The organism is Natrinema halophilum, from assembly GCF_013402815.2.
Classification (GTDB): Archaea; Halobacteriota; Halobacteria; order Halobacteriales; family Natrialbaceae; genus Natrinema; species Natrinema halophilum.
In genome coordinates this window covers 491280-504752 of sequence record NZ_CP058601.1, presented here as the reverse complement: position 1 = coordinate 504752, position 13473 = coordinate 491280, and the positions used below count along the sequence as shown (strand labels likewise).

Below are 13473 nucleotides of genomic sequence, written 5' to 3'. Positions count from 1 at the left end.
AGTCTGTGGAAGTGGGAGCCCACCGTATGTCGGTCGAGGAATCCGGCAACCGATTGGTGACCCGCAGTTCGTCCGACCGCCGCCTCAAAACGACCACTCGCGGAGGTCGATGAGCGAGTGTCTATCCACGTCGATCTGGAACTCATCGCACTTATCGCGGCGATCGTGGGATTCGGCGTTACGGCCCAGTTTCTCGCCGCGAAATACCGGGTTCCGAGCGTGCTGTTTCTCATCGTCGCCGGCGTTGCCGTCGGCCCCGAAGGTCTGGGCATCATCACGGCCGAAACGTTCGGCGGGGCGCTCTCGACGATCGTCGGTGTGAGCGTCGCCATCATCGTCTTCGAGGGGTCGTTTCGGCTCGAAGCCGAAATCGTTCGGAACGCGCCGAGGGCGGTCGAATTGTTAATCACGGGCGGTGCGGCGATTACGTTCGTCGGGACCGGCCTGACGGTCCGGTTCCTGCTCGGTTTGGGGTGGGACATCGCGTTTCTCATCGGCGCGCTGCTGGTCGCGACGGGACCGACGGTCATCACCCCCATTCTCGCGGTCGTTCCCGTCCGCGAAGACGTCGCGACGACCCTCGAGGTGGAGGGGATCGTCAACGATGTCACCGCCGCCATTCTGGCAATCGTCATCTTCAAGGCGATGACGGCAATCGAGCTCTCACCGCGGGGGTACGTTTTCCTGTTCATCGAGCGACTCGGAATGGGGATCGTCACCGGTTTCGTGACCGCGGGCGTCGTCTGGTACCTCCTCACGCAGGTCGACCTTCCAGCCCAAGAAGTGCCGCAAGCGGCACGGTTGCTCACGCTAGCCGGAGCCGTCATCGCGTTTGCTATCGCGGATTCGGTGTTTTCGGAGGCCGGTATCGCGGCCGCAGCCACCGCCGGCTTCACCCTCGGAAACATCGATCTCCCCCACCGTGAAAGCATCCTGCGTTTCAATCAGGACGTGACGCTACTCGTCCTTTCGTTCGTTTTCATCACGCTCGCCGCGTTGCTCGAGTTCTCGGCGATTCTCGCGCTGGGTGGCGCCGGAATTGCGGTCGTCGCCGTTTTGATGCTGGTGCTCCGACCGCTGGTCGTCTTTGTCTCGACGATCGGGAGCAGATTCTCGTTTCGCGAACGGGTATTCGTCAGTTTCGTCGGCCCCCGCGGGATCATTCCCGCGTCGGTGGCGACCCTCTTTGCAATCCGTCTGCAGACGAGTACGCCCCCGTCGGATCCTGCGAGTGCTGATATCCTGCTCGGGACGGTCTTTCTCGTGATCCTCGTGACCGACGTCATCGAAGCAGGCTTCGCGAGACGAATCGCGGTCGTGCTCGGCGTGACCTCCGCGGACGATCGATAGCGGTATCGATCCCCTCGCGTATCGTCCACCGACCAGACGACGAGTGCCATCGTGGGAGACCGTTTCGTCCTCCAGTTCTCGCTGATCGGACAATTATCTTCCAGGCCATCCGTCGGTAGAAATGGTGCGTTATAAGAGTCTCTAGACGGAAATCCCTGTATGGCAATTAAACCGGCCTACGTCAAGAAGACCGGGAATCTCCTCCTGGAACGGTATCCAGAGGCGTTCACGACCGATTTCGAACAGAACAAAGAGAGCGTCGACAAACTCACCAACGTCGACTCCAAAGGTGTCCGCAACCGCATCGCGGGCTACGTAACCCGAAAGAAAGGCGCCGAAGTTCCCGCGTAAGCCGGCTATTTCATCACGTCACATCATCTCTGCCGGGAGCCACAGCTCCAGTCGGCTATCGGAGTGAACTGCATCGCATACGTCAATCGTGAAAACGAGCGGTCGAATTTCTGTCGAGACGATGGAGGGACGCTAGTTGTCGAATCCGGGTTCCATGTAGACTGCAGCGACCCCCGCAACGAGCGCGGTACCCCATCCGAACAACATACCGACCAGTCCCGTCAAGATGGTAAACTGGTATCCAATAACCGGGAGCACCCCGTCGGTGTATCCCAGCCAGGCGAAGAAAATGGCTAACAGCGCTGCAACGGCTGCAACGGCTGCTGCACCGATACTGAAATTCGTCTCGAACAGCCCTCGGTCGCTCGTATTCGTGGTCGAACTCGTCATCGAGACCACCTCTGTCCGGCGGCCTTGGGTCGGGCCTGTCGGTAGTGCATTACGTCCTAGGTGCCACTCCCGTTTCTTAATATCTTCTATCCGGATGCAGTGATCCGGCGGTCGCTGCACAGTGGAACCCCCGCCGGTACGTCGACGTAAAAATGCGTGTAATGTATCACGACCATCGTCGAACGTGCGTGGAACACCCGACGGTTCCTCCGCCGATTGACATTCGCTACCGAAAACCCAAACGGTTTTGCGGACACAACTCGGAGTGGCGGAAAATGGCAGTACGAGTAGGCGTACTCGGTGCGACTGGCGCCGTCGGACAGCGACTGATTCAGTTACTCGATCCCCACCCGGATTTTGAGATTGCAGCACTAACCGCGAGCGGTTCGAGCGCTGGCAAGACGTATCGGCAGGCCGCAAAGTGGCGCGTCGACAGCCCTATTCCGGACGACATCGCCGACACCACCGTCACGGCGACTGACCCCGACGAGGTTCCCACCGACGTCGACCTGTTGTTCTCCTCGCTCCCCTCGAGCGTCGGTGCGGAGGTCGAGGCACCGTTTTGCGAGGAGGGCTACGTCGTCTCCTCGAACTCCTCGAACGGCCGGATGGACGACGACATTCCCCTCGTGATTCCCGAGGTCAACGCAGACCACCTCGACTTGCTCGAGGTACAGCGTGACCGACGCGGCTGGGACGGTGCGATGGTCAAAAACCCGAACTGTTCGACGATCACGTTCGTCCCGACGCTCGCCGCTCTGACTGACTTCGGCCTCGAAAAAGTCCACGTCTCGACGCTACAGGCAGTCTCCGGCGCAGGCTACGATGGCGTCAGTTCGATGGAAATAATCGATAACGCGATTCCCTACATCGGCAGCGAGGAGGACAAACTCGAGACCGAGTCCCGAAAACTACTGGGCGATTTCGACGGCGCATCGCTGTCGCACAACAGCATGGCCGTTTCGGCCTCCTGCAATCGCATTCCGACGATCGACGGCCATCTCGAGAACGTCTGGGTCGAAACCCAAGACGACCTCACCCCCGACGAGGCAACTGCGGCGATGCGCGAGTACCCCTCGCTGGACCTTCGTTCCTCGCCCGACCCGCTCATCCAGGTGTTCGACGAACCGGATCGCCCGCAACCGCGGATGGATCGCACCCTCGGAGACGGAATGGCCATCGCCGCGGGCGGCCTCCAGGAATCGCCGTTCGGTCTGCAGTACAACTGTCTCGCGCACAACACGATCCGTGGTGCCGCGGGCGCAAGCGTGCTAAACGGTGAGTTGCTTCTCGAGAAGGGATACATCTGAGGGGCTATCGACGGAAGCGCCAGCAGACAGTCGAACGATGAGTTGGCTCCGAGAAAGCGAGCGGATGTTGAATCAGACGGCTCGGCAGTGCGGACGGTTCGATCGCGCTCGGTAGTAGCCGCGGTAGTAGCCGCCCACGAACGAGCGGATGTGAGGCGACGGTCGTGGACTGTTTGAGCTCAATCCCCGTGTGGCAACGCGACGACCGGTACCGATGCCTGCTTGACCAGCCGACGGGCAACATCGCCGGTGAGTAGCTCCACGAATCGGCTTCCCTCGCGGGGCTCGAAGACCACTGCATCCACGGCACGCTCCGTCGCCGCATCCATAATCGTCTCGACGACGTCCGTTCCGAACAGAATTGCCGTTTCAACGGACCCAGCCGTTTCTTCGAGTGGTCCTCGCGTCCGCTCGAAAATCGTTCGTGCGTACTCTTCGCGCTGTTCGACGGACGCCTTATCGGGCGCACCACCCGCTTTTTCGATCACGTTGACGACGATCACCGAACTCGAGGGCTCGAGATGCGCTGCGAGCGCCCTCGCAGTCGACTCGCCGTCGTCTGGATCGGCTACAGGAACGAGGAGCCTGCCGTCGAACGAGAGCGTCATGGAAGGTCCCTCGCGCGAGCAGTTGCGTCAGCCGGTGGGCGTTCCATACTCCTGATTCGGAGCACAGGGCCAAAAAAGTGCGTTGGGCCCGCGGTGCTTGCGCCCTGGATCGATACGACGCGGTCGAAAATCGATCAGGGGAGAACCTGATTCTCGAGGTCATCGACGTCACCGTCGTCGAACCGACGGACGTTTTCGGCGACGATGTCGGCCAGACGATCGTAGTACTTCGGCGTGTGGCCGGCGTTGTGAGGAGTGATCTGAACGTTTTCGAAGGTCCAGAGCGGATGTGATTCGGGCAACGGTTCTGGATCGGTCACGTCGAGGGAAGCCCCGCGGATCCAACTCGAGCGCAGCGCGTCGACGAGCGCGTCGGTGTCGACGACCGGGCCACGGGCGACGTTTACGAGGACGGTTTCGGGATCCATCGTGACGAATGCATCGGCATCGATCAATCCCCGGGTCATTTCCGTAAGCGGGCACGCGAGAACGAGGTAATCCGTCCGTGCGAGTGCATCGTCAAATGCGTCGCCTTCGAAACCGACCACCTCGTCGGTTGGACCGCCTTTCTCGGGCGTGTACCGCACGCCGATCGTTTCCACCCCGAACGGCTCGAGTCGTTTACAGACCGCCGTCCCGATCGCGCCAAGTCCGACGATCGTCACGGTCGATCCGTGGAGTTCGTAGGCCTTGTAGTGGCGCCACTCGCGGCGGCGCTGTCGGCGCGCACCGACGTGAAACCGCCTGGTGAACTGGAGGATCGCACCGATGACGTGTTCTCCGATGTTCGGTCCGTGGACACCCGACGCGTTGGTCACGGCGATACCTCGTTTCTCGAGCGAGTCGAGCGGCAGATGGCCAGTTCCCGCGTACGCGCACGCGAAAACGTCGATGTTCTCCGCGACGTCGAGGAGGTCGTCTTCGAGGGTCATGCCCGTGGTGAATCGAGCGGTTCGAATCGCTTCGCGCTCTTCTGCCGGCGTTCGCGCGAGTTCGACGCTGTGATCGGGGAGTCGGTCCCGGAGCGCATCGGCGTACTGTTCGATCGGCGTTCCGTGGGTGCCTTTCCTGAGAACCAGGACGTCTGGGACGTCGGCGTCGCTCATGTCCGTGACCTCGGCCAGTGCGATCAAAAGTGTTCGTTTCCCGGTTCCATTTCGGTCCGCCGGTCCAGAGATTCACGGCACTCGTCGTCGGTTCGGTACGAGGTCGTGACCGTCGAGTCGGTCGAAAATTCGCCTCGCAGTTTTTATAATGGCTCAACGAGTCTCCACGGCGTATGGAACGCGTAGACGTCGCGATCGTCGGCGGCGGCCCCGCCGGTGCGTCGGCAGCCGAGCAGGCTGCGACCCACGGCGCCGAGACGGTCCTCTTCGAGCAAGGGGTGCCTCGAGAGGACCGTGAGGAGCTGGGGCCGGACTCGACCGACGCTGCAGGGATGCTCGACTACTGGATCGATATCATGGACTTCGACTACCGGGAGATTCCTGACGAGGTCATCCTCCGGGAACTCGAGGCCACGGAATTCATCGGACCGAACAGCGCCGTCGAATTGCGGACGACGGGAATCGAAGCCAGCTACCCCAAATTCGGATGCACGTTCCATCGCGCACGCATGGACGACTGGCTCCACGAACGCGCGGCCGATGCGGGTGCCGATCTGCGCGTTGGGACCGGCGTCAGAGACCTCGAAACCGATCTGCGAGCGACCGGACCGAAGGGCCCGACGCACACGCTGACGCTCTCGAACGGCGATCAACTCGAGGCCCAGTACGTCGTCCTCGCAGACGGCCCACAGCGGCGGATAACCCTCGAGGCGCTCGATCAGTTCACGGCACCCGGCCGAAGCGCGTCGGACTACCTCTCGCCGCCGGAAGCCAACCACATCGCCTATCAGGAATACCGCGACTTCCCCGACGAGCTGTTCGAAGCGTTCGAGGACACCCTCAAATTCTGGTGGGGCTACATGCCCGGCGAGACCGCCTATCCCTGGATCTTCCCGAACGATGGTACCGTCGCCCGCGTTGGGCTGACGATGCCGATCGGGATGAATCTCGAAGACGTGGACACTCCCGGATCCTACAAGCTTCTCCGGCCCGAAGACGAGAAGATCCCTTCCGGCGCAGAGTACATAAGCCGGCTCCTAGAGCAGGAGTATGGCGACGAGTACGACGTCGCCGAGGACATCCCCCGCGTCGAGGATCGCGGCAAGTCGAAGGGGACCGAAACGTATCCGATCTCTTCGACGCGGCCAATCGAGTCGCCCGTCGGCGCGAACATCGCCGTCGCCGGCGGTGCGATGGGAACGACATCGGCGTTCCACGAGGGCGGCTACCACGTCGCCGTTCGCACCGGCAAGATCGCCGGCCGACTCGCAGGAACTGACACCCTCGAGAACTACAACGACGTCTGGAAGCGTGCGATCGGCGACGAGATCCTTCGCAACGTCTCTTTCGCGGACATCGTCGCCGACTACGAACCTGACGACTGGGACTGGGCGTTCGATACCGTCACCGACATGCAGGGCAACGGGAGCGACAACGTCCTGGTCAACAAGCGGTATACCGCTGGCATCGACGCTGCGAAGATACTAACGCGGTACAAGCGACAGAAGTACAGCTATCGCAACGGACGGTACGTTCAGTTGACGGAAGACGACTACTTCTACTGAGTTCGCGTAGCGTCTCCCTAACTCCGAGCGACCGACGATCCTTTTTCGGGCTCGACGTGGAAGCGAGGATATGGACGCTGGTGAACCCGGGGGGCCACCCGGCGAGAACGGGTCTCGGACCGATGGCTCGAGTCATCGGGTTCCCGCAAGGCAAGCACCCGAGGAATATGGCGATCATCGTGGCGGCGGCGATCACGACGATCACGATCATCATCGAAGCCGCTGGCCGCTGATCGCAGCCGTCGGAGCCGCAGGGCTCTACGCCGGATTTGCGATCTACATCTTCGGGAACGAGACTGCCATCGTCCCACCACTGACTGGCGTCGCCCTCGCCGTCGTCGGAACGATCGTCCTGCTGGCCGGCATCGCGGGCTGGGTCGATCAGGCGTTTCTGGCACCCACGCGAAGTGCACATGCCGACCGGAACTCCCGCCGATCCTACGTTTCGACGACGATACTCTTTCTCGCAACCGACGTTTCGACGTTCGGTGCGTTGTTCATCTATTACTTCTTCGTCAGGATCGGGACGTGGCCGCCGGAGGAACTACCGCCGCTTCTGGGCTCGCTCGTCCTCATCAACACCGCGTTGTTACTCGCCAGCAGCGTCACCTTCCATTACGCACACGAAGCACTCGAGGGAGACAACGGGCGGCGCTTCCTCGGCTTGCTCGGAACGACGCTCGCGCTCGGCGTCGTCTTTCTTCTCGGCCAAGCTGTCGAGTACTACGAGTTCATCACCGCGGAGGGATTTACCCTTTCGAGCGGCGTCTTCGGAAGCGCATTTTTCGGCCTTACTGGTCTCCACGGCCTTCACGTTACACTGGGCGTCGGCGGAATCGCAACGCTTTGCTGGCGCGCGCTTCGAGGGCACTACGGACCGGACCGTGACACGTCCATCGCGACGGTCTCGCTGTACTGGCATTTCGTCGATTTCGTCTGGCTCTTCCTCGTGGTCGTCCTCTACGTCGGCGCGTCGGTGTCTGCGTGACGACCGAGATCAACTCAGCACGCGGTTTCACGGTAGCTCGTGGTCGAGATCGCTTTCGAACACCTCGAGCGTCGGCGAGTCGCAGTCACAGAAGTTCGACCGACCGAGCGGCCGTAGCCTGCCGTCGGGCCACACCTTGACGACTCCGATCTCGCTGCATCGTTTGCACGTCGCTGCCGCTCGTTTACTCTCGTCGTCGGTACCTCTCATAGTTACCTCGAGGGTCTGCAGGCGGAGCGAATCGAGTGGCACTGGTTCGGTCGGAAGGCCGTCGGTCTCCAGTGACTGACCTCGCGGGAGCGTCGCACCCGCGAGGTCAGCAGGACAGATGGTCCCCCAGCAATTACGAGGTCGTCGGCACTTTCCGCTGGCCTCACGCACGTCCCACAGGCTTGCGGACAACGTAAGCCCTCCGCGTACACCCGATGACGAAAGCGGTGAGTTCTGGTGGACCATTTGACCGAACTCAGTACACCGGTACCACGCCGAGCGAAGAAAAACCCCGGTCGTCGACTTCTCGATCCGATTTCGTTTCGGATAGTACCAACCGATCCGAATTTCAGCGATAGCCTCAACAGTCGTTTCTCCCGCTCGGTCTGGGCAGGCGACAGTGATGTTCTTTCAGGAACCGGAGTCCAGTACGAAGTTACCGTCGAAGATCCTGACCCCCACTTCGCGAAGCTCCTCCAGCAAGCGATCGGTGGACAGGAAGGCGAAATGCGAGTCGCGCTACAGTACATGTTTCAGGCCTGGGCGGTGCCAGATGAACACGAGGGATACCGGACTCTGCTGATGGAAACCGCCGCGGAAGAACTCGGCCACATCGAAATGCTCGCGACAGCCGTCACGAAGAATTTCCGCGGTTCGCCCAGGCGCATCGACGACGAGGCAAAGCGGGCGGCTGATGCCGCGGCGTCGATAACTGGACAGAACGCACGCCAGTTCCTCTCGTCGGGGCTCTCCGCGATGCCAGTCGATAGCAACGGCGTCCCATTTACTGGCGCGTACATAGCCGCATCGGGCAACCTCGCTGGCGACCTCTATGCGAACGTAATGGCCGAATCGACCGGCCGCACCCTCGCAACGCGCCTCCGGGAATACACCGACGATCCGGGTATGAAGGACATGCTCTCGTATCTTATCGCCCGCGACACCCAACACCAGAACCAGTGGCTTCAGGCGCTAGAAACGCTGGACGATCCGGTTTCGGTGCCGGCAAGCTTCCCGCAAGAAGAAGAAAACCAGGAGTACAACTACACGTTCATGTCTACCAGACGGGTCGAACAGCCCGATCCGGGCCTTCCGTGGACGCAGGGCGACTCGCCGGATGGCAAAGGACAGTTTTCGTCCACATCCAGCAGCCAGGTGGTGGAAAAGAGATCGCCCCCAACCCCGATCCCTGACCCACGACGAGCCGAGCGAAACCGACGACTAGGCTCCTTGCGTGCCAACGGCCGACAATAGATCCGGCGCTCTCCTTTCGCAGGCCACGGCGTTCTCCCGGACGGATCGCCCGCATCGGAGCGACGACTACACTCTTTGCCGTTGCTACTCGTATCCCCGGTACCCATTCCGACAGATCGATCACTCCTGGTTATCGCCTCGCATCCGTTCCTCGAAGCCTGCCATTTTCCGATAAATCGGCGGCGTCAGAACACCTGCGATACCCACCAGGATCGCGATTCCACCGACCGGGAACAACAGCGGCTCGGCCTCGAGACAGGAGTTCTGAGATGCGATTTGAACGTAATATCGGTCACCCTCGTAGGCTACGACTGCCCCATCGAGCAGTACGTCCAGGTTCGCGACGTCACCCTCGATCGTCCCCTCCCGAAACGGGCTCGCAGTCGCCTCTTCGAGGGCCCGCTGCTCTGCGGTCGTGAGATCCTCGACGGGGAGTTCGTCGACTGATTCCGGGACGCCGTCGTACTCGTCGACTGGCGTCGCAGTGATCGTGGGATCACCACAGAGTCCAACGCTATCCTGAACGACGACGTAACCGCCGACGATCGAGAGCGGGAGTCCGACGGCAATCAGGAGGACGCCGAGAAACGGTGCGGCATAGGTCAACACCAACGACTCCGATTCTGCCGTCGGCTCTATCGGTCCCGTTTCGTCGGTAGCTGGCGGATCGGTCGGCTTCCCGGGTGCATCGCCGTCACTCATTCCTGATCTGTCTCCCCCGTCGACGGCCGGCGCTGACGGCCGCCGAGATACGCAATCGTCCCCGCGAGGCCGAGTCCGTAGAGCCAGTGGGCGAGCAAGACGAAGACGAGGTACGCGACCAACTCGAGATCGGTCTGGCCGGTGTAAAACGCGATCGCGAATCCGGAGGCGATGACCGTCGCGTACCACAGTCCCGTGACGAGGGTGAGTTCACCCGGCAGATACTCGCCCAGTGAGAGGAACAACAGCGACCAGACCGTCATCCCGCCGACGAGGAACAGCGTGTAGCCGAGTGCGACGCTCGACGGAAGTCCGATGAACGTTGCGAGATTCGCGAAGGACTCGAGATCGAACACGCCCAATATTACTGCCCCGAAGAGAACGCCGGACATGAGCATCGTACCGACGAAGCCCCCGGTCGCACCCGCCCCGGCGTCGTTCGCGACGGTGCGAGCGACAGGCCAAATGCGGCCGTAAAGCGACGGCGGGCGCTCCTCGCGTGCGGGAACGTACGACGGTCTGACCTCCTCCGGTTCGCTCGGGGGGATGCCGCGTTCGCGCTCGAGTCGGTCCTCGAACCACTGCCATTCGGGCGTGAACTGCCCGGTCGCTTTCAGCTCCCAGGGGTCGCTGGTCTCGATCGGCGTCCCCTGAAAGTACGACCAGAGCATATTGTACAGCCACATCAGGACGCTGATGCCGATGATGAACGCACCGACGGTCGCGACGACCTGCAGGGCCGAGTACTGCGGCGGGTAGGTCGCGTACCGGCGGGGCAACTCGAGGAACCCGAGAGCCATCAGCGTCATGAAGGTAAGCGCGGAACCGGCGACCAGCAGTGACGATTGAAACAGCGCGAGCCGTCGGTCGTACATCCGGCCGGTAAGAAGCGGATACCAGTAGTAACTGGCAGCGAACATCATGAGCGGGATGATCCCCATGAGAATGAGGTGGAAGTGACCGACGACGTAGTAGGTGCCGTGGTACATAATATCGACCGGGATCACCGCGAGAAAGATACCGGTGACGCCGCCGACGATGAACAGGCCGATCGAGCCGACGCAGAGTATCGTCGGGGCAGCGAGCCTGACGTCGCCGTTCCACATAGTGGTGATCCAGTTGAATACCTTGATCGCACTGGGGACGGCAATCGCGACCGAGGTCGCCATAAAGCTCGCTCGAACTCGGGGATCGACACCGGTTACGAACATGTGGTGAGCCCAGACGCTAAAGGAAAGAACGCCGATCGCGATCGTCGAGTAGACGATGAACTTGAATCCGAACAGTTTTCGACCGACGAACTTCGGTAGTATAAGACTCATCAACCCCGTCGCGGGGAGGAAAATGATGTATACCTCCGGATGGCCCCAGAACCAAAAGAGGTGCTGCCAGAGGATGGGGCCGCCGCCCTCGACCGCGAAGAACGTCGTCCCGAAGTTGCGATCGAACAACAACATGAGCAGCGCCGTGCCGAGCAGCGGGAACGCAAAGAGAACGATTGCGCTCGTAACGAGCATGTTCCACGAAAAGATGTCGAGGTTCGCCCACCCGATCGACTCGTCGCGCTCGTAGACGACCGTCGTGATGAAGTTGATCGCCCCGATCGTGGTCGCGATGCCACTCAGGTGGAGCCCGAGTATGAGGAAATTCGTCTGCGGGTTCGGCGCGAGAGACAGTGGCGGATACAGGTACCAGCCGATCGCCGGTTCGCGTAACGCAAACAGCGCCGTAAGCCAGTCCGCTGGAACCAGCAGCGCGAGCACTTTTCCCGTCACTTCGGCGACGATTCCCAGCCGCGCGAGCAAAAGTGCAGGTGGCAACGTCCAGAACCCGACGGCGTTGAGCCGCGGAAACGCCATGTCGTCTGCGCCGATCAACAGCGGCAGGAAGTAGTTTCCGATCCCGAAGAAAAGCGGCGTAACGAAGAAGATCAACATCGTCAACCCGTGCATCGTAAACAGCTCGTTGTACGTCTGTTCGGTCCAGAGGTTGGCCTCCGGCGTCAACAGATGCGTTCGAATCATCATCGCGTCGATTCCGCCCCATATCGCCGCGACTGTACCGAACGCGATGTAGAGCAAGCCGATCTCGCGGTGGTTCGTCGTCGTCGTCCAGCGGACGGCAGCCGCCCTGGCATCGGAGAGACTGAACCGACGCTCGCGGCCAGCAATATACCCCCCATCCGGCGACGGATCGGTTCGTAACCGGCGCGCCAGCACGACCGTCACGGCACAGCTCACGAGAATGCCCACGAACAACGAGACCTCCACGATTGCACGGTCCATCGTCACACCTCACCCCGTGCCGATCGACTGCACCGCTCGTCGCCGTGCATAGCGGTGGGGTCATCACCGACCCCAATAAAGTTGAACTGACAGTTTAGAGAGTGTCATCCCTATTGATGCATTGTGCCCGTGGATACAGCCGCATAACGGATACGAATTCGTGACAGTTCATCGATCTATGGATGCCGTATTTCACTCCGGCTGCCCAATCACTGCCAATGGGTAGCCGCCGAACGACCGTGACACTGCTTGTCTCGGCGCTCTCGAGTCTCCTCGCATCGACCGGAACTGTCGTCGCCCAATCGACAAACCGTGAGTTGATCGACGGTCTCGAGTATCAACTACTCTACGTTGCACTGCCGCTGACGTTGTTCGTCCTCCTGATTCTGGTCTACGCAGCCGTCAAGTTCCACGACAACGACGATCCCCAGCCGACGACGGAAGATCCCGCCCTCGAAATCACGTGGACTGCTGCGACGGCGATTATCCTCCTGTTCGTCGGGCTTTCCGGCTACAGCGTCCTCGTCAGCCCGTACGTGTCTCCATCACAGGCCCTCGAGGGTGGTGACAACCGCAGTCAAGGGGAATTTGAGTCGTTCGATGATCTCCCCGAAACCGACGACGAGGAGATATACGTCACTGGATACCAGTGGGAGTGGCAAGCGACGTACGCTGGAGCCAACGTCACGACCGAGGACGCGATCGTGATCCCGGCCGACGAGAACGTGACGATCTGGCTTACAAGCGACGACGTCATCCACTCGCTTTTCGTTCCTGATCTCGGCGTCAAACAGGACGCATTCCCGGGCCGCTACACTCGGGCTCGGACTGTTGCCTACGAACCCGGGCGCTACGACGCGGTCTGTGCCGAGTTCTGCGGCGCCGGCCACTCGCGGATGGATGCCGAAGTCGTCGTCGTCGAGTCGGAAACCTACGATCGGTGGCTCCAGGAGAACGAGGGCAACGTTACCACGGCGCCGAATCCTGGGTAAGTGAGCCGCGCGCAGTCGACGGAGTAGAAGAGTTAAACGCCCGACCTGCCTAGACAAACTGCGTGCCTTTAGTCCCCGTCCGAGCAAACCCATTCGGGTGCGATGACAGCACGGCGAACCCGGGCACGCAACAACACCACACTGGAGAACTCTCTCGAGTTCTTCCGCCCGGCACGAGGGTTAGCCAGCCGACGCGGCACGCCGCCACGGGATGAGGCTGGACGTTAGTGTTCCGGGCGCACATTTTGACGACGCCGTCTGAACTATAGTAGTCGTTGAACGTCATTGCATACCCCGCTCGCGAGTTCGCGGCCAGCGAGCATTCGCCCGCCGCAGCAGTGCGAGCGGTGGGTAAATCGTTT

At 61.3% G+C, this 13473-nt stretch carries 12 protein-coding genes and 1 pseudogene; 7 read left to right on the top strand and 6 right to left on the bottom strand.

Going from position 1 to position 13473, the window contains the following annotated elements; all coding sequences use genetic code 11:
• Window positions 1–117: 117 nt before the first annotated feature.
• Window positions 118–1350, top strand: a complete 1233-nt coding sequence (locus HYG82_RS23190) for a cation:proton antiporter (RefSeq protein WP_179259509.1) — start codon at window positions 118–120, stop codon at window positions 1348–1350.
• 159 nt (window positions 1351–1509) lie between these two features.
• Window positions 1510–1701, top strand: a complete 192-nt coding sequence (locus tag HYG82_RS23185; RefSeq protein WP_179259508.1) for a 30S ribosomal protein S17e — start codon at window positions 1510–1512, stop codon at window positions 1699–1701.
• Window positions 1702–1833: 132 nt separating this feature from the next.
• Here HYG82_RS23185 and HYG82_RS23180 read toward each other — a convergent pair whose 3' ends face one another.
• Window positions 1834–2100 (bottom strand): hypothetical protein, encoded by a 267-nt coding sequence (locus tag HYG82_RS23180; protein ID WP_179259507.1) that lies wholly within the window; start codon window positions 2098–2100, stop codon window positions 1834–1836.
• 266 nt (window positions 2101–2366) lie between these two features.
• Between HYG82_RS23180 and asd the strand changes: the two genes are divergently transcribed.
• Complete coding sequence (asd, locus tag HYG82_RS23175; RefSeq protein WP_179259506.1) at window positions 2367–3401, top strand: aspartate-semialdehyde dehydrogenase; 1035 nt, start codon at window positions 2367–2369, stop codon at window positions 3399–3401.
• A gap of 179 nt (window positions 3402–3580) precedes the next feature.
• Here the strand turns inward: asd and HYG82_RS23170 are convergent, their stop codons facing one another.
• The gene (locus HYG82_RS23170; RefSeq protein WP_179259505.1) at window positions 3581–4009 is read right to left on the bottom strand and encodes a universal stress protein; all 429 of its coding nucleotides are present in this window, start codon (window positions 4007–4009) and stop codon (window positions 3581–3583) included.
• 134 nt (window positions 4010–4143) lie between these two features.
• A complete protein-coding gene (locus HYG82_RS23165) occupies window positions 4144–5115 on the bottom strand; it encodes a D-2-hydroxyacid dehydrogenase (RefSeq protein ID WP_179259504.1) in 972 nt (323 codons plus the stop codon).
• Window positions 5116–5288: 173 nt separating this feature from the next.
• On the opposite strand from HYG82_RS23165, the gene HYG82_RS23160 reads away from it, so the two are divergent.
• A complete protein-coding gene (locus tag HYG82_RS23160; RefSeq protein ID WP_179259503.1) occupies window positions 5289–6680 on the top strand; it encodes an NAD(P)/FAD-dependent oxidoreductase in 1392 nt (463 codons plus the stop codon).
• Between the two features lie 70 nt (window positions 6681–6750).
• Window positions 6751–7668, top strand: coding sequence for a cytochrome c oxidase subunit 3 (locus HYG82_RS23155; protein WP_179259502.1), 918 nt, complete (start codon window positions 6751–6753; stop codon window positions 7666–7668).
• 27 nt (window positions 7669–7695) lie between these two features.
• Here HYG82_RS23155 and HYG82_RS44435 read toward each other — a convergent pair whose 3' ends face one another.
• Window positions 7696–8070, bottom strand: a complete 375-nt coding sequence (locus HYG82_RS44435; RefSeq protein WP_343233091.1) for a hypothetical protein — start codon at window positions 8068–8070, stop codon at window positions 7696–7698.
• Between the two features lie 211 nt (window positions 8071–8281).
• Here HYG82_RS44435 and HYG82_RS23145 point away from each other — a divergent pair.
• Window positions 8282–9103 (top strand): annotated as a pseudogene (locus HYG82_RS23145) (manganese catalase family protein).
• 149 nt (window positions 9104–9252) lie between these two features.
• On the opposite strand, the gene HYG82_RS23140 reads toward HYG82_RS23145, so the two are convergent.
• Together HYG82_RS23140 and HYG82_RS23135 are read right to left on the bottom strand one after the other, a co-directional pair.
• Complete coding sequence (locus HYG82_RS23140) at window positions 9253–9834, bottom strand: DUF7979 domain-containing protein (RefSeq protein WP_179259501.1); 582 nt, start codon at window positions 9832–9834, stop codon at window positions 9253–9255.
• Window positions 9831–12119, bottom strand: a complete 2289-nt coding sequence (locus HYG82_RS23135) for a DUF6789 family protein (RefSeq protein ID WP_179259500.1) — start codon at window positions 12117–12119, stop codon at window positions 9831–9833. The genes HYG82_RS23140 and HYG82_RS23135 overlap by 4 nt, the downstream gene beginning before the upstream one ends.
• A 218-nt stretch (window positions 12120–12337) precedes the next feature.
• Between HYG82_RS23135 and coxB the strand changes: the two genes are divergently transcribed.
• Window positions 12338–13111 (top strand): cytochrome c oxidase subunit II, encoded by a 774-nt coding sequence (gene coxB / locus HYG82_RS23130; protein WP_179259499.1) that lies wholly within the window; start codon window positions 12338–12340, stop codon window positions 13109–13111.
• Window positions 13112–13473 lie beyond the last annotated feature (362 nt).

Coding starts and splice junctions, on each gene's coding strand:
- coxB (WP_179259499.1), top strand. CDS start 12,338: ATGGGTAGCCGCCGAACGACCGTGACACTGCTTGTCTCGGCGCTCTCG.
- HYG82_RS23170 (WP_179259505.1), bottom strand. CDS start 4,009: ATGACGCTCTCGTTCGACGGCAGGCTCCTCGTTCCTGTAGCCGATCCA.
- HYG82_RS23155 (WP_179259502.1), top strand. CDS start 6,751: ATGGACGCTGGTGAACCCGGGGGGCCACCCGGCGAGAACGGGTCTCGG.
- HYG82_RS23185 (WP_179259508.1), top strand. CDS start 1,510: ATGGCAATTAAACCGGCCTACGTCAAGAAGACCGGGAATCTCCTCCTG.
- HYG82_RS23140 (WP_179259501.1), bottom strand. CDS start 9,834: ATGAGTGACGGCGATGCACCCGGGAAGCCGACCGATCCGCCAGCTACC.
- HYG82_RS23160 (WP_179259503.1), top strand. CDS start 5,289: ATGGAACGCGTAGACGTCGCGATCGTCGGCGGCGGCCCCGCCGGTGCG.
- asd (WP_179259506.1), top strand. CDS start 2,367: ATGGCAGTACGAGTAGGCGTACTCGGTGCGACTGGCGCCGTCGGACAG.
- HYG82_RS23135 (WP_179259500.1), bottom strand. CDS start 12,119: ATGGACCGTGCAATCGTGGAGGTCTCGTTGTTCGTGGGCATTCTCGTG.
- HYG82_RS23165 (WP_179259504.1), bottom strand. CDS start 5,115: ATGAGCGACGCCGACGTCCCAGACGTCCTGGTTCTCAGGAAAGGCACC.